Source organism: Duganella sp. sic0402, assembly GCF_019219065.1.
In the GTDB taxonomy this organism is placed as follows: Bacteria; Pseudomonadota; Gammaproteobacteria; order Burkholderiales; family Burkholderiaceae_D; genus Rugamonas.
In genome coordinates, this window is record NZ_JAHUWK010000008.1 from 230,169 (window position 1) to 245,626 (window position 15,458).

Consider the following 15,458-nt stretch of genomic DNA (forward strand, 5'->3'; position numbering starts at 1 on the left):
CTGAGATATCAAATGAATAACACCGTTTCCCGCCCCGTCATGTCCAAGACCGATGCCCAGCTGCGCGAGATTCTCGCCCGCCGCATCATGATTCTGGACGGCGCGATGGGCACCATCATCCAGCAGTACAAGCTGGATGAAACCGCATATCGCGGCGGCCCGGAAGGTGCGTTCATCGACTTCGCCGCGCCCGCCGATTCCGGCGCGCGCGAGCTGTTCGTCAAGGGGAATAACGAGCTGCTGACGCTGACCCAGCCGCACATCATCCAGGAAATCCACGAGCGCTATCTGGCCGGCGGTGCCGACCTGATCGAAACCAATACCTTCGGCGCCACCTGGATTGCGCAGGACGACTATTACATGGGCCACCTGGCCTACGCAATGAACGTGGCCGCCGCCAAGCTGGCGCGCGCCGCCACCGCCAAGTACAGCACACCGGACAAGCCGCGCTTCGTCGCCGGCGCACTCGGCCCGACGCCGAAGACCGCGTCGATCTCGCCGGACGTCAACGACCCGGCCGCGCGCAACATCACCTTCGACCAGCTGGTGGACGCCTACTACGAACAGACCAAGGGCCTGATTGAAGGCGGCGTCGATGTGCTGCTGGTGGAAACCATCTTCGACACATTGAACTGCAAGGCCGCGCTGTTCGCCATCGAAAAATTTTACGCAGACCATCCGGCCCAGGAGCGCCTGCCGCTGATGATCTCCGGCACCGTCACCGACGCTTCCGGCCGCATCCTGTCCGGCCAGACCGTGCCGGCCTTCTGGAACTCGGTACGCCACGCCAAGCCGCTGACCATCGGCCTGAATTGCGCGCTGGGCGCTGCGCTGATGCGCCCTTACGCCGAAGAGCTGTCGCAGATCGCCGATACCTATGTCTGCATCTACCCGAACGCCGGCCTGCCCAACCCGATGAGCGACACCGGCTTCGACGAACTGCCGGCCGATACTTCGGCGCTGCTGAAAGAATTTGCTGAAGCGGGCTTCATCAACGTCGCCGGCGGCTGCTGCGGCACCACGCCGGATCACATCCAGGCCATCGGCAACATCCTGTCCACGGTGGAACCGCGCACCGTGCCGACCGTACCGGTGGCGCAGCGCCTGTCCGGCCTGGAGCCGTTCACCATCGACGACAGCTCGCTGTTCGTCAACGTCGGCGAGCGCACCAACGTCACCGGATCGAAAGCGTTCGCGCGCATGATCCTCAACGAGCAGTACGACGAGGCATTGAGCGTGGCCCGTCAGCAGGTGGAGAACGGCGCGCAGGTGATCGACATCAATATGGACGAAGCGATGCTGGATTCGCTGGCCGCGATGACCCGCTTCCTCAACCTGATCGCCTCCGAACCGGATATTTCGCGCGTGCCGATCATGATCGATTCGTCCAAATGGTCGGTGATCGAGGCGGGCCTGAAATGCGTGCAGGGTAAATCCATCGTCAACTCCATCTCGATGAAGGAAGGCGAGGAAGAATTCATCCGCCAGGCCAGGCTGTGCCTGAGCTACGGCGCCGCCGTCATCGTCATGGCTTTCGACGAAACCGGCCAGGCCGACACCTACGAACGCAAGATCGAAATCTGCGGCCGTGCCTACAAGGTGCTGACCGAGCAAGTCGGCTTCCCGCCGGAAGACATCATCTTCGACCCGAACATCTTCGCGGTCGCTACCGGCATCGAGGAGCACAACAACTACGCGGTGGATTTCATCAACGCCACCCGCTGGATCAAGGAAAACCTGCCGCACGCGAAAATCTCCGGCGGCGTGTCCAACGTCTCGTTCTCCTTCCGCGGCAACGACCCGGCGCGTGAAGCCATCCACACCGTGTTCCTGTACCACGCCATCAAGGCTGGCATGACCATGGGCATCGTCAACGCCGGCATGGTCGGCGTCTATGACGACCTGCCGGCCGAACTGCGCGAGCGCGTGGAAGACGTGGTGCTGAACCGCCGCGAAGACGCCACCGAACGCATGATCGAATTCGCCGGCACGCTGAAAGCCGGCGCCGGCAAGCAGGATGCCGCCAATCTGGAATGGCGTAATGCGCCGGTCGAAAAACGCCTGGCGCACGCGCTGGTGCACGGCATCACGCAATGGATTACCGAAGACACCGAAGAAATGCGCGCTGCCGTCTTTGCGCGCGGCGGCCGTCCTATCCACGTCATCGAAGGCCCGCTGATGGATGGCATGAACATCGTCGGCGACCTGTTCGGCCAGGGCAAGATGTTCCTGCCGCAGGTGGTCAAATCGGCGCGCGTAATGAAGCAGGCCGTGGCCCACCTGATTCCGTACATCGAAGAAGAAAAGCTGGCGGAAGAAAAACGCACCGGCATCGTCGCCAAGCCGAAGGGCAAGATAGTCATCGCCACCGTCAAGGGCGATGTACACGATATCGGCAAGAACATCGTTTCGGTGGTCCTGCAATGTAATAACTTCGAAGTGGTCAACATGGGCGTGATGGTGCCGGCCTCCGAAATCCTGGCGCGCGCCAAGGTGGAGAACGCCGACATCATCGGCCTGTCCGGCCTGATCACGCCGTCGCTGGAAGAGATGGCCCACGTGGCCAAGGAAATGCAGCGAGACGAACATTTCCGCATGCTGAAGATTCCGCTGCTGATCGGCGGCGCCACCACCAGCCGCGCCCACACTGCGGTGAAGATCGCCCACAACTACGAAGGCCCGGTGGTGTATGTGCCGGACGCTTCGCGTTCGGTGTCGGTGGCGCAGTCGCTGCTGACGCCGGAATCGCGCGAGCAGTACATCGACGAGCTGCAACAGGATTACGCGCGCATCCGCGAGCAGCACGCCAACAAGAAGGCGCTGCCGATGCTGTCGCTGGCCGACGCCCGCGCCAACAAGATGAAGCTGTCGTTCGCACCAGTGAAGCCAAAGTTCATCGGCCGCCGCGAATTCAAGAACGTCGACCTGGGCACCATCGCCAAATACATTGACTGGGGTCCGTTCTTCCAGACCTGGGACCTGGCCGGCCCCTTCCCCGCCATCCTCACCGATGAAGTGGTGGGCGAAGCCGCCACCAAGGTATTCGAAGAAGGCCAGGCCATGCTGAAGAAGCTGATCGACGGCCGCTGGCTGACCGCCAACGGGGTCATCTCGCTGCTGCCGGCCAACACTGTCAACGACGACGATATCGAGGTCTACACCGACGACACGCGTTCGACCGTGGACTTCACCTACTACGGCCTGCGCCAGCAAGGCGTGAAGCCGGTGGTGGATGGCGTGCAGCGTCCCAACCAATGCCTGTCCGACTTCATCGCGCCGAAGGACAGCGGCATCAAGGATTACATCGGCATGTTCGCCGTCACCGCCGGCCTGGGCATCGAAAAGCACGAGAAGCGTTTTGAGGACGCGCACGACGACTACTCGTCGATCATGCTGAAGTCATTAGCCGACCGCCTGGCCGAGGCGTTTGCCGAATACCTGCACGAGCGCGTGCGCACCGACCTGTGGGGCTACCAGTCGAACGAGTCGCTGAGCAACGAGGACCTGATCGCCGAGAAGTACCTCGGCATCCGCCCGGCGCCCGGCTATCCGGCCTGCCCGGAACATACCGTCAAGCGCGAGATGTTCAACACCATGCAGGCGGAAGAGATCGGCATGGAGCTGACCGATTCCTTCGCCATGTATCCTGGTGCGGCGGTGTCGGGCTTCTACTTCGCGCACCCGGAGTCGAAGTACTTTGTGGTCGGCAAAATCGGCAACGATCAGCTGGACGACATGGTGGCGCGACGCGGCGTGCCGAAAGAAGAACTGGAACGCTGGCTGGCGCCCAACCTGTCCTAATTGTCCTAATCGAGCGGCGGGACTGCGCCTTCCGCCAGCGTCTTCAGCAGGCGCGCGCGGCGGCGCTCCAGATCGGCGATCTGTTGTTCGATCGAAGCCAGCCGCTTGCGCTGCGCCTCGGTGGTCTGGCTGCAAACGGCGGCGCCCTCGATCATGCGCATGCAATCCGGGAAGGAGCGGATTTCCTCCAGGCTGAAGCCAGTCGCAATCATGCGCTGGATCTGGCGCACCTGCGTCACCGCTGACGGCGGAAACATGCGATAGCCATTGCCGCCCCGTTGCGACGTCAGCAAGCCATGTTCGTCGTAGTGGCGGATCGAGCGCACGCTGGCGCCGGTGGCGGCGGCCAGCTTGCCGATGGTGAGTGCCTGGTTTTCCATGCCGGACATCATAGCATTTTTTCGCTTGACCCTCACACTGGTGTCAGGGTTCACACTGAAGGCTCATATTATCCATGGAGCTTTTATGTTCACCATCAAACTACGACGCCTGTTGGCCGTACTGCTGCTGGCTACCGTGCTGCAAGCGCAGGCGCGCGACTATACCGCCACCGCGCCTGACGGCGTCACCCTCGCCGTGCAGGAAAGCGGCAATCCGGACGGTATGCCGGTCATCTTTATCCACGGCCTGTTGGGCAGCCGGCTTAACTGGTCGGAACAGCTGGCCAGCCCGCAATTGCAAGGCTATCGCCTGATCACCTACGACTTGCGCGGCCACGGCCTGTCAGCCAAGCCGGCTGGTACGCAGGCCTATAGCGACGGCCGCCGCTGGGCCGACGATCTGCGCGCCGTCATACAGGCCGCCAATGCGCGCAAGCCGGTGCTGGTGGGATGGTCGCTGGGTGGTGCAGTCATTTCAAATTATCTGGCCGCGTATGGCGACCAGGACCTCGCCGCTGCGGTGTACGTGGATGGCGTGATTGAGTTGGCGCCCGAGCAGATCACCGCGCATCCGGACATCTACCGCGACCTGATCTCAAACGACCTGCGCACGCATCTGGACGCCATCAATACCTTCCTGCGCCTGTGCTTCCAGACGCCGCCGGCGGTGCCGGTGTTGGAGCGCCTGCTGGCCAATGCGGCGATGGCGTCGTGGGATATGCAGCGCGGCGTGCAATCGATGACGGTGCCGGCGGACCAAGGCCTGCGCGCCGCCAGCGTGCCGCTGTTGCTACTTTATGGCGAGCAGGATGCGCTGGTGCGTCCCGGGCCGTCGATTGCGCGCGCAGTGGCGCTGAATCCGGGCATACACGTCAAGCGATACGCACAGTCCGGCCATGCTCCGTTTCTGGAAGAAGCGCAGCGCTTCAATCAGGACCTGGCCGCGTTTATCGCTCAGCTGCGCTGATCCTTGAGGAATTTGGCGACCGCCAGGCCGCCGAAGACCAGCGAGAATCCCAGCTGCACCGCCATCGGCAGCAGCGCGCCTTCCAGTCCCAGGCCGCGCCAGGTGACGGCGTCCAGGCCGTCGATGGCCCAGCGCGTCGGCACCGCCAGCGTCAGCGTCTGCATCCACTCGGGGAAGATGAAGGATGGTACCCAGGCGCCGCCCAGCATCACCAGGATCAGCGTGGCGAAGACGGCGATGCCGCGCGCCGCTTCGGGCGTCTTGCCAAAGGCGGCAATGAATAGTCCAAACGCCGCCGTCATGAAGCCGAAGCACACCACCAGTCCGAAGAAGCCCGCGAAGCTGGAGATCTGCACCTTGAAGATCAGCATGGCACAGGCGAACATCGCGCACATCAGGCAAGTGGCGATGATGGCGCCGGAAATGGCGCGTCCCATCAGCACCGTGGTCAGCGACACCGGCGCCGCCAGCAGGCGGTTCCAGATGCCCAGTTGGCGCGCCAGCAGGATGCCGATGCCCATGTCGATGCCCATGAACAGAATGAACTGCACGCCCATGCCGGCGAAGGAGTGTGCGTAGCCATTGTATTTGGGGCCGCTGCTCAGCGCTTGGTCGCCGGTGGTGAACGGCACGCTCATGCCAGCCGGCGCATCGCCCGGCGCGCTGGCGGCGGAAGCGGAAGCCGCAGCAGGAGCGGCGGCAAGCTGGTCCTGGTATTTTTTCAGGCTGGAGAGGAACTCCCCCAACTGGGCCTGTTGTGTCGTGCGGCGAGCGGCTGCTGGCAGCTCGGCCAGATAGCGCTCGGTGGTCTGGTTACCTTGCGGGCCCATCACCGTGGCGCTGGTCACCTGCATTACATGCTGCGTCAACAGCCCTTTCACCATCGCCAGCACCGTCGATTGCGAGGGGTCGTAATACACCGGCAGCGCGGGCTTGTCGCGGCCGCCGAATAGTGCGTCTGCGGCGCGCTCGCCAAAGTCAGCCGGGATCACCACCGCCACCGGCAGCTTGCCGGCACGGACTTTGGCTTGCGCTTCGTCGGCGCTCAAATCGATGATGCGCAGCGTCTCGTCCGCCTTCAGGCCGGCGGCGATTTTCTGGCCGATGGCCGACTGGTCCTGCACCACCAGGCCAACATCGATCTTGCTGGTATTCGAGGCGCCGCTGCCGCCAAACAGCGAGCCAAAGAACGCCGCCAGCACCACCGGCATCAGCAGGTGCAGCATCAGCGCGCGCTTGTCGTGCAGGTAGCGGATCAGGTCTTTGCGGATCAGGGCGATCAATGCGGTCATGCTGTGCTCTCAGTCGCGCAGGCTGCGGCCGGTAAGGTTGAGGAAGATGTTTTCCAGCGAGGTGCGGGCGGTGGAGAAATGCAGCAGCGGGTTGCCCTGCCCGCTGAGCCAGGCCAGCACCGGTGCGGCGTGCGCAGTGTCCAGCAGTGCGATACTCAGGCTTGCGCCATTGTGCTCCACGCCCTTCACGCCCTCCAGCGACTGCACGCCGGACAGCAGCGCGGCCGATGGCTCGCCGGCCAGCTCCACCTGCAACGCGGCTTGCGCAGGCAGGCGCTGGTACAGCGCGGCTGGCGTTTCGTCGGCCAGCACCTTGCCATGGTCGATGATCACGATGTGGTCGGCCAGCCGCTCCACTTCCTCCATGTAGTGGCTGGTGTAGATCAGCGAACGCCCCTGCGCCTGCAAGGCTTCCAGCGTGTCGAAGATGGCGTTGCGGCTTTGCGGATCGACACCCACGGTGGGCTCGTCGAGGATCAGCAACTGCGGCTCATGCAGCAAGGCGGCAGCGATGTTGAGGCGGCGCTTCATGCCGCCGGAAAAACTCGATGGCAGATCCGCCGCGCGGTCAGCCAGGTTGACCAGCGCCAGCGCCTGCGCACAGCGCTCCTTCAAGCGCGCGCCGCTCAGACCATACAGTGCGCCGAACAAGCGCAGGTTTTCCAGCGCCGACAAATCCTCGTACAGCGCCAGGTCCTGCGGCACAAAGCCGATCTTCTGCTTGGCCGCGCTGGCGCCCTGCCCGATCACCTCGCCGTCGAGCGTGATGCTGCCGCCATCGGCGCGCAGCAGGCCGCAGATCATGCTGACAGTGGTGGATTTTCCGGCGCCATTCGGCCCGATCAGGCCGACCGTCTGGCCGCGCCGTACGCTGAAGGACACGCCGTCAACCGCCTTGCGCGCGCCGTAGGATTTACACACCTGCTCCACATTCAGTAACAACAGCGCCTCCGGTGAAATGGGAATTTTTTACAGCGCGTAGCGCACCACGTTGTCGCTCCATTCGAAGGCCGCCATCTCCAGCTCCAGCAGCTCCTCGGTGCTCATGGCCAGGTCGCGCAATGCCGGCACGATGTGGCTGTCCATGTCTTCGATACGCTCGATGCACTCGACCAGCTTGAGCAGGTCGCCATAGAAACCATCGCGATGCAGCAGCGCCTGGCAGACCTCGTCGCTGACCGGTATCTGCTTGAGGATTTCCACCATCTGTATGCCAAACAAGGTATCCATCAGCGACATGATGCCGACCGTGAAGGCGATGTCGGCCACTTCGCGCTGGTTGTGGCGCATCTTGCCGGCCAGCAGCTCCAGCAGACGGCCACGGGTGGTGGCCAGCATCAGCAGCGGCGTCATGCTGTGGCCGCGCTTGCTCGGTTCGGCGTACAGCATGATTTGCAGCCAGCGCTGCAACTGGCGGCGGCCGAGGATGGTCAAGGCCTGGCTCAGCGAATCGATGCGCTGTCGTGCGCCCACGGCCGGCGTGTTCACCAGCCGCAGCAGGTTCAGCGCCAGCGACACGTCGCGCTTGATGGCGCGTTCGATTTCCTGGTTTTCCGCATCCGAGGTCACCAGCGTCATCAGTTCCATCACCGCCAGTTGCGACGGCGACAGCTTCTTGCCGCTCATGATGACCGGCTTGGCAAAGTAATAGCCCTGGAAGTAATCGAAGCCCAGATCCAGGCAGTTCTTGAATTCCTCGCGCGTTTCGACTTTTTCCGCCACCAGCTTTTTCTTGTCCAGGCGGAAGCGCGGCGCCAGCTTGGTCAGCGTCGACAACGGGGTATTGCGCATGTCCATTTTGACGTAATCGACCAGCGGCAGCAGCGCCAGCACATCCTCAGTCTCGCCGGTCACATCATCCAGCGCGAAGCGGAAGCCGTGGCTGGCCAGCTCGCGCACGCGCGCCAGCACCTCGGGCGTGGCCTTGATGGTGTTGATGATTTCCAGCACCACCTTTTCGCGCGGCAGGAAGGAGAAGATATCGCTCATCAACACCTTAGCGTCGACGTTGACAAAGCCAAGCGCGTCGCCGATGGTCTTTTCCAGGCCCAGTTGCGACGCATGGGCGATCACCGCCGCCGTCGCGTTCAGGTCGTTGGTGACGTGGGCCGGCCCGACAGGCGCGTTGCGGAACAGCAACTCATAGCCGAAGAGTGCCTGGTTGCGGTCCAGGATGGGCTGGCGCCCCAGGTAGAACTCGCGCACACGCAAGTTCTCAGGAGCACGGTCATTGAAGGTCAGATCGATCATGCTACTATTTTGACATCAATGATCGGCCGTGTCGCAAAATATTTAGGCGACGGGGCAGCCGTCAATGAACAGCTTCAGCTCGCCCGGCAGAAAAGCGCTCCACTGCTCATTGGTGGTCAGCGGCTGGGTGACGATGATGGCGACGCGGTCATTCGGCGTCGTTACTTGAGAGAAATCCACACTGACATCTTCGTCCGACAGCTTGGCGGTATCGAACGGATGCTGGCGCACCAGATAGAACAGATGGGTGGAACAGTGGGCAAATAGCTCGCCGCCCGACGACAGCAGCATATTGAAAGTGCCGTGGGTAGCGATTTCATGCGCCAGCCCGCTCAGCACCGAACGCAATTCTTCCAGCGCCGGGCGCTGCTCGCCAAAACGCGCGCGCAACTGCTGCAGGATGTAGCAGAAGGCCCGTTCGCTATCGGTGGTGCCAACCGGGCGGAACGCGCCATTCAGCAGCGGATGAAATTCCTTCAGATCGCCATTGTGGGCGAACACCCAGTATTGCCCCCACAGCTCACGCACGAAGGGGTGGCAATTCTCCAGCATCACCTGACCCTGCGTGGCTTTGCGGATGTGGGCAATGACATTGGTGGATTTGATCGGATAGCGCTTGATCAGCTCGGCGATCGGCGAGGCGATAGCCGCCTGGTGATCGACGAAATGGCGCACGCCGGCGCCCTCGAAAAAGGCGATGCCCCAGCCGTCGTGGTGGGTGTCGGTGTGGCCGCCGCGCATGGCGAAGCCGGTAAAGCTGAACACAATGTCAGTCGGGACATTGCAGTTCATTCCTAGAAGTTGGCACATGGCGTGATTATAACCACGCCATGTGCCCGCAGGCCGGATTTAATGCAGCAGCACCGGTTGACTCATGATGGCGTCGTAACTGCCGAGGAATTCATCGATTTCGGCCATGGTTGGCTCGCCGGCGATCAACTGGTTGACGTCGCGGCGGAAGTTCTGCGCCAGCACGCCGGCGATGAAGATTTCGCGCTTGCCGCCTTTGTCGACAATTTCATAGCCGCCGAAGCGCAGGGCGTCCAGGTTGCGGTCCGCGCCGAATTCGACAACACTGTATTGCTCGCTGTTGTAGATGAGGTTCATTTTGCTTCCTTTCTCAAGGGGCGAAACACCTGCGTTTGCGCCGTCAACCTGTAAATAGGGTCGAAAACGGGGCTTTTCAAGGCCAATCAGCGGGCTGGGGCTAGGCCGCGATGCCGTCTTGCAGTTCCAGCAAGGCCCCGTAGGGCGCCTCGGACAGCCAGGAACGCAGCTGTTCCAGGTGCTCGGCAGAGGCTAGGCTAATGTAGAGCCGCGCGGGAGGACGGCGCAGCACACGGTTTAATGTTACTCGCAAAATCAGATTGCCGCTGCAATGCAGGCAGCCTGGGGCAATACGCAACACTTGCGGCACGGTATCGAATGGGAATGGGCCGTCAGCCGGGTCAAAGGCCAGGGCCGAACCGCCGTCCGACAAGCCCTCCAGAATGATGACGCTGGCCCCCTCTTTAGACAGATGGGCCGCGATGGCCGCCTCGCGCGCGCCGGCGCGGGGGCCGGTGACCAGCCAGACCGGCACCGGCGGCCGGTGATGGGCGGCGCCGGCGTCGCTGGATGCCGTCACGGGATCAGGCGTTTTTCTTGGCCAGCTTGCCTGGCTCCACGCCCAGCTGTTTCAGCTTGCGGTACAAGTGGGTACGCTCCAGGCCGGTTTTCTCGGCCACGCGCGTCATGCTGCCGCCTTCACGGCCCAGGTGATGCTCGAAATACATGCGCTCGAAGGCGTCGCGGGCCTCGCGCAGCGGCAGGTCGAACGACAGGTTGAACATGTGGTTGTCGGCGCCGGCCACAGTGGCGCCACCGCGCACGGTAATGCCGGCCACCGGATTCTGCACCGCGAAGCCCGGCACGGCCGGCGCTTCTTCCGGCTGCGTGGCGGCGGCCGGACGCGGCGCCAGCGCTGGCGCGCGCACGCTTTCCTGCGCACGGGTCAGGCCGGCCTGCACCGCTTTCAGCAGCTTTTGCAGCGCGATCGGTTTTTCCAGGAAATTCAGCGCACCGATACGGGTCGCCTCGACTGCCGTATCGATAGTCGCATGGCCCGACATCATGATCACCGGCATGGTCAACAGGCCGTCGCGCTGCCATTCCTTGAGCAGCGTGACGCCATCGGTATCCGGCATCCAGATATCGAGCAGCACCAGGTCCGGCGCGCCCTGAGCGCGCGCTTCGCGTGCCTGCTGGGCGTTTTCCGCCAGTTGTATTGCATGTCCCTCGTCGCTCAAGATTTCCGAGAGCAACTCGCGGATACCCATTTCATCGTCAACTACCAGAATGTTTGCCATCTTCCCTTGTCCTCATTTCGCCGTCTTCAGACGACAATGATGTTTGTGTTTCATAGCACTTTAGCTATTTTGCGACGCCGGTGCTAACTTTAACAGCAAAATCAACACTGACGCGCCACTTCTATCGGCATGGTTCTGAATATCGATTCGTCCACCATGTTCTTCGATAATTTTTTTCACCATCGCCAGGCCCAGGCCGGTGCCGCGCGCCTTCGAGGTGACATACGGCTCAAACGCGCGCGCCAGGATTTTTGGCGCGAAGCCAGGACCATTATCGCTAATCGCCAGCCGCACGGCTGTGCGCGAACTACCATCCGCGCCCTGATAATGAATGGCTTCAGTGATCACGTCAATGCGCGCCTGCGGAGCGCCGTCCGGCAACTCAGCCATGGCGTCCTGGGCATTCTGCAGCAGGTTGTGGATCACCTGGCGCAGCTGGGTCGGATCGCCCATCACCAGCGGCAGGCCGGGCGCCAGCTGCGGGTGGATGATGTCGTTGCCTTCGCCGCTGATATACAGGTGCAGGATTTCGTCGACCAGCGCGTTCAGGTCCAGCGATTCCAGCACCGCCGGCGGGGTTTTGGCGTAGTCGCGGAAGTCGTCCACCATGCGCTTCATCGCCGCCACCTGGTTGACGATGGTGGCCGTGCCCTTGTTCAGCAGTTCCAGGTCGGCCGGCATCAGCTTGTCTTCCAGCTTCATCTGCATGCGTTCGGCCGACAGCTGGATCGGCGTCAGCGGATTCTTGATTTCGTGCGCCAGCCGGCGCGCCACCTCGCCCCACGCCATCGAACGCTGCGCCGAGATCACGTCGGAGATATCGTCAAACACCACCAGATAGCCGCTGCCGCCTTCAATCGGCAGGCGCGAGCCGCGCGTCAGCAGCGTCAGGTCATGGTCCTCGACGCTGGCGGCCGCCCGCCGCGGCACCTCGATCTGGCGCTGCCAGTGCAGCCGCGCGATATTGCGGCCAGCGGCCGACTGCGCGCTTTGCGCGGCAAACGCGGCCACGATGGCGCCGCCGAATTCCTGCAAGCCGTCGATTTCGTCCAGCTTCTGCCCGATCATGGTGACGCCGGCCTGCTGCAGGATGCGTTCGACCGAGTCGTTGCAGCTAATCAGGTGGAATTCGTGGTCCAGCACCATCACCCCGGCCGACATATTCGCCAGCACCGACTCCAGGTGGGCCTTGGCGTTTTGCAGCGCGGAACGGTTGCGTTCGACCGCACTGCGGGCGTCCGACAACTGGCGCGTCATAGTGTTGAAGGATTGGGTCAGCGTGCCCAGTTCGTCCGAGGTGGCGACGATAGGCCGTGGCGACAGATCGCCCTCGGCCACCGCGCGCGTGCCCTCGGCCAGCAGCAGCAGCGGCTGCGCCAGGTCGCTGGCAATCAGGAAGGCGGCGGCGATGGCACCGAACACCGCCAGCAGCAGCGTTAGCGTCAGCGTCACGATGTACATCTTGCGCAGGCCGACGCGGGCGTCGAAGCGTTCCTTGTAGTCGGCGTAGGCGCGGCGGATGGTTTCGCCATCGGCCGCCAGCTGCGCCGGCGCCAGCTGGATCAGTTGCAGATAGCGCGGCGCCAGGTGGGTGCCGTTCGGCTGTACATGATCTGGGATGGGCAGCACCACCCGCAGGCGCAGCTGGTTGACCGGATCGGCCGGCGTCACCGGCGCGCTGACCAGATCGCTATGCAGCTCGTTGCCGCCTTCCGGCGCGCCGTACAGATCGTCCTTCTTGACCTTGGCCATCATGTCGCGGGTCGGCAGGTCGGCGCTGAGATTGCCGCTGCGGCTGGCGCGGGCGCTGACCACCAGCCCGCCTTCGGCGTCGACGATGATGGCGTTCTGCATGCCGGTTTCGTTCTTGACCAGCGCCGCCAGAATCGACCGCTCCGCGCCGAACGGCTGGTCGGCCAGTTCCTGCGCGGTGCGGCCGGCAGTGGCGCTGAGTTCGCCGACAGCGCGGTCCAGCCCTGCCCGGCTCAGGTTGATGCCGGATTCCAGCGCCTCTTCCACCGGCACGTTAAACCAGGAGTCGATCGAATGCGATACGAACAGCACCGACACCAGGAAGATCACCAGTCCAGGCAGCACGCCGATGGCGGCAAACAGCAGCACCAGCCGGGTCATCAGCTTGGAGCCGAACTTGCCGGCTTTGTACCGGGAATACAGGCGGAACAGCGACACGCCCACCAGCAGCAGCAGCGCCGCGGCGACTGCCGCGTTCAGGCCCAGCAGCCAGGCATAGTAGCGGTCGAAGAATCCGGAATTGTCGGAAGCCGAGGCCAGCAGGAACAACAGGATGCTGACAATCGCGCCGCCGACAACGGCAAAGTACCGCAGGGCCGTCTTCACTTACTCAGCCCTGTACTGGAAGGTTTTCTTGTCCGACGCCAGGCGCCATTCACTATTATTCAGGGCGTTGACCTTGAGCGGCTTCGGCACGTAGTTGGGGTCCAGCCCCATGCTCAGCTTGACCGTGTAGGTTTCGCCGGTCTTGAGCTTGTCGCGCGCGGCGACGATCCAGCGGTTGGGCCGGCGTATCAGGAACAGCGCATCTTCCATCGACGAGAAACTCTGGTGCACGCTGCCGCTGACCGCGACATTGTATTGCCGCGTCAGCACATTGTAGGAGAGGCTGATGGTCTGGCGCGCGGTGATGGCTTTTTCGTCAAACCAGTACCAGCGCGGACGGGTGAATTCTATTTCAGTGTAAAAATACAGCGTGCGTCCGTATTGCAGCGCGTCTTCCATCTCGTGGCTCAGTTCAAAGCCGTAGGTGGCCGACAGCCGGTAGCCGTCTTCAGTCGCCTCGACCAGTGCGCGGCGGATTTCCACGCCTTCGGCCGCGAGCGAGGGCTGCGGCAGCAGCGCCAGCATCAGCAGTAGCGGAGCGATCAGAAGTCGAAAAAATCGTAGCGTCACGGGTTGGCAAGGTCTCAAGAGGTTACGCATTTTTCTGGAACAGCGCGTAAAACAAACCATCGTGATCCTGCCCGGAGCCGCCGGCGGGGAGCAATTGACCGGGCGCATCCAGTCGGACAGCCTGATTACGAACAGCAAAAGCAGCCGCCTGCGCCTCGGATTCCTGCGGCCACAAGGAACATGTCACGAATAGCAATTTACCACCCGGTGCCAGCATCTGCCAGAGGTTGTCGAGGATTTTGCCGGAAAGTGTTGCAAGTTGGAGCGTGTCACCCTTGCGGCGCAGCCAGCGGATATCCGGATGGCGGCGCACGATGCCGGAGGCGGTGCACGGCACATCGGCCAGGATGCGGTCGAATGACTGGCCGTCCCACCAGTCTTTGTTTTGCGCATCGGCCGGCTTCAGCGTGGCATTCAGTTGCAGGCGGTCGAGGTTTTCGCCGACGCGCGCCAGCCGCTTCGGATCGGCGTCCAGCGCGGTGACCTGGGCGCCGGCCAGTTCCAGGATGTGGCAGGTCTTGCCGCCCGGCGCGGCGCAGGCGTCCAGCACGCGCATGCCGTCCTGCACATCCAGCAAGGGCGCGGCCAGCTGGGCGCCGGCGTCCTGCACTGAGGCCTCGCCTTCGGCAAAGCCGGGGATCAGGTGCACGCCGACCGGTTTTTCCAGGCGTACCGCGTATGGGCCGATCTGGGTGGCGGCCATGCCGGCGTCCGCCAGCTTGGCCAGGTATTGTTCCAGCGTGGTCTTGCGGCTGTTGACGCGCAGGGTCAGCGGTGGCGGCGTGTTGCCGGAAGCAAGAATTTCCTGCCATTGTTGCGGCCATGCGGTTTTTACGGCGTCTATCCACCATTGCGGGTAGTTCCATTTGGCCACCGGTTGCAGCAGGGCCGCGTCCAGCAACTGCTGGCGTTCACGCAGGAAGCGGCGCAGCACGGCGTTGACCATGCCCTTGGCGCGGGCGGTGTCCGGGTGGGCGTCGGCCGCCGTTACGGTCTGGTCGACAACCGTGAATTCCTCGTAGGGCGGTGTGTGGTCCGGTGCGGCCATCAGCGCCAGTGCGCACGACAGCAGCGCCGACACCAGCGGCTCCGGTGCCTTGGGCGCCATCAGGCTGACCAGGGTTTCGCTCTGGCCCAGCTGGCGCATGGCGCGGTAGGCGATGTCTTGCATCGCGCCGCGCGCCTGCGGGGTGAGATCAGGCTGTTTGGCCCACACCTGGGCCAGCGCCTGCGGCAGGTTGGTGCCGGTTTTCACCTGGGCGATGGCGCTGGCGGCGCCGATCAGGCTGTAAGCCAGCGAGTCAGGCTTGAGCTTGGTCTGGAAATGGGTCTGCAACGCCGGTTTCAGCTCCCGCGCGTGACTGGCGCGCAATTTCGGCGCGGCCTGCTTGGCGGGAGACTTCAAAGAGAGCGTTGGACGCTTGTTCATATGCTAATTCCAGAGTGGGGCGACGGCCGTGATCGCGCAGTATACATTAGCGTATGGCGCAAG

At 63.1% G+C, this 15,458-nt stretch carries 13 protein-coding genes; 2 read left to right on the forward strand and 11 right to left on the reverse strand.

The genetic code is table 11. The features are described 5' to 3' along the window. Positions 1-39 precede the first annotated feature (39 nt). Entirely contained in the window at positions 40-3,801 is a 3,762-nt protein-coding gene (gene metH / locus KW842_RS19535; protein ID WP_218305852.1) for a methionine synthase, read from the forward strand. A gap of 5 nt (positions 3,802-3,806) precedes the next feature. On the opposite strand, the gene KW842_RS19540 is transcribed toward metH, so the two are convergent. Next, positions 3,807-4,181 (reverse strand): MerR family transcriptional regulator, encoded by a 375-nt coding sequence (locus tag KW842_RS19540; protein WP_373925209.1) that lies wholly within the window; start codon positions 4,179-4,181, stop codon positions 3,807-3,809. Between the two features lie 85 nt (positions 4,182-4,266). Between KW842_RS19540 and KW842_RS19545 the strand changes: the two genes are divergently transcribed. Then, a complete protein-coding gene (locus KW842_RS19545; RefSeq protein ID WP_218305788.1) occupies positions 4,267-5,148 on the forward strand; it encodes an alpha/beta fold hydrolase in 882 nt (293 codons plus the stop codon). On the opposite strand, the gene KW842_RS19550 is transcribed toward KW842_RS19545, so the two are convergent. From KW842_RS19550 to rsmB, 10 genes are all read right to left on the reverse strand, one after another. Next, positions 5,136-6,440 (reverse strand): ABC transporter permease, encoded by a 1,305-nt coding sequence (locus KW842_RS19550; protein WP_218305789.1) that lies wholly within the window; start codon positions 6,438-6,440, stop codon positions 5,136-5,138. The genes KW842_RS19545 and KW842_RS19550 overlap by 13 nt on opposite strands. Before the next feature lie 9 nt (positions 6,441-6,449). Then, positions 6,450-7,382: an ABC transporter ATP-binding protein gene (locus tag KW842_RS19555; RefSeq protein WP_229223794.1), complete on the reverse strand. Its 933-nt coding sequence runs from the start codon at positions 7,380-7,382 to the stop codon at positions 6,450-6,452. 27 nt (positions 7,383-7,409) lie between these two features. Beyond that, on the reverse strand, positions 7,410-8,690 hold the full coding sequence (locus tag KW842_RS19560; RefSeq protein ID WP_218305790.1) for an EAL and HDOD domain-containing protein: 1,281 nt from the start codon (positions 8,688-8,690) through the stop codon (positions 7,410-7,412). A gap of 42 nt (positions 8,691-8,732) precedes the next feature. Continuing rightward, positions 8,733-9,500, reverse strand: a complete 768-nt coding sequence (locus tag KW842_RS19565; protein WP_218305791.1) for a class II glutamine amidotransferase — start codon at positions 9,498-9,500, stop codon at positions 8,733-8,735. A 39-nt stretch (positions 9,501-9,539) separates the two neighbouring features. Beyond that, a complete protein-coding gene (locus tag KW842_RS19570) occupies positions 9,540-9,797 on the reverse strand; it encodes a DUF3567 domain-containing protein (protein WP_218305792.1) in 258 nt (85 codons plus the stop codon). A 100-nt stretch (positions 9,798-9,897) separates the two neighbouring features. Beyond that, positions 9,898-10,317 carry a GTPase gene (locus tag KW842_RS19575; RefSeq protein WP_218305793.1) on the reverse strand — a complete coding sequence of 140 codons (420 nt, stop codon included), beginning with the start codon at positions 10,315-10,317 and terminating at the stop codon, positions 9,898-9,900. Positions 10,318-10,321: 4 nt separating this feature from the next. Further along, positions 10,322-11,038: a response regulator gene (locus KW842_RS19580; protein WP_218305794.1), complete on the reverse strand. Its 717-nt coding sequence runs from the start codon at positions 11,036-11,038 to the stop codon at positions 10,322-10,324. A 60-nt stretch (positions 11,039-11,098) separates the two neighbouring features. Continuing rightward, on the reverse strand, positions 11,099-13,396 hold the full coding sequence (locus tag KW842_RS19585; RefSeq protein WP_218305795.1) for an ATP-binding protein: 2,298 nt from the start codon (positions 13,394-13,396) through the stop codon (positions 11,099-11,101). Further along, a complete protein-coding gene (locus KW842_RS19590; RefSeq protein ID WP_373925210.1) occupies positions 13,397-13,996 on the reverse strand; it encodes a DUF4390 domain-containing protein in 600 nt (199 codons plus the stop codon). Next, entirely contained in the window at positions 13,989-15,395 is a 1,407-nt protein-coding gene (rsmB, locus tag KW842_RS19595; protein ID WP_218305797.1) for a 16S rRNA (cytosine(967)-C(5))-methyltransferase RsmB, read from the reverse strand. The genes KW842_RS19590 and rsmB overlap by 8 nt, the downstream gene beginning before the upstream one ends. Positions 15,396-15,458: the final 63 nt, after the last annotated feature.

Excerpts from the sequence above, each read along its gene's own strand:
- metH (WP_218305852.1), top strand. The coding sequence starts at position 40 with ATGTCCAAGACCGATGCCCAGCTGCGCGAGATTCTCGCCCGCCGCATC.
- KW842_RS19540 (WP_373925209.1), bottom strand. The coding sequence starts at position 4,181 with ATGGAAAACCAGGCACTCACCATCGGCAAGCTGGCCGCCGCCACCGGC.
- KW842_RS19545 (WP_218305788.1), top strand. The coding sequence starts at position 4,267 with ATGTTCACCATCAAACTACGACGCCTGTTGGCCGTACTGCTGCTGGCT.
- KW842_RS19550 (WP_218305789.1), bottom strand. The coding sequence starts at position 6,440 with ATGACCGCATTGATCGCCCTGATCCGCAAAGACCTGATCCGCTACCTG.
- KW842_RS19560 (WP_218305790.1), bottom strand. The coding sequence starts at position 8,690 with ATGATCGATCTGACCTTCAATGACCGTGCTCCTGAGAACTTGCGTGTG.
- KW842_RS19565 (WP_218305791.1), bottom strand. The coding sequence starts at position 9,500 with ATGTGCCAACTTCTAGGAATGAACTGCAATGTCCCGACTGACATTGTG.
- KW842_RS19570 (WP_218305792.1), bottom strand. The coding sequence starts at position 9,797 with ATGAACCTCATCTACAACAGCGAGCAATACAGTGTTGTCGAATTCGGC.
- KW842_RS19580 (WP_218305794.1), bottom strand. The coding sequence starts at position 11,038 with ATGGCAAACATTCTGGTAGTTGACGATGAAATGGGTATCCGCGAGTTG.
- KW842_RS19590 (WP_373925210.1), bottom strand. The coding sequence starts at position 13,996 with ATGCGTAACCTCTTGAGACCTTGCCAACCCGTGACGCTACGATTTTTT.
- rsmB (WP_218305797.1), bottom strand. The coding sequence starts at position 15,395 with ATGAACAAGCGTCCAACGCTCTCTTTGAAGTCTCCCGCCAAGCAGGCC.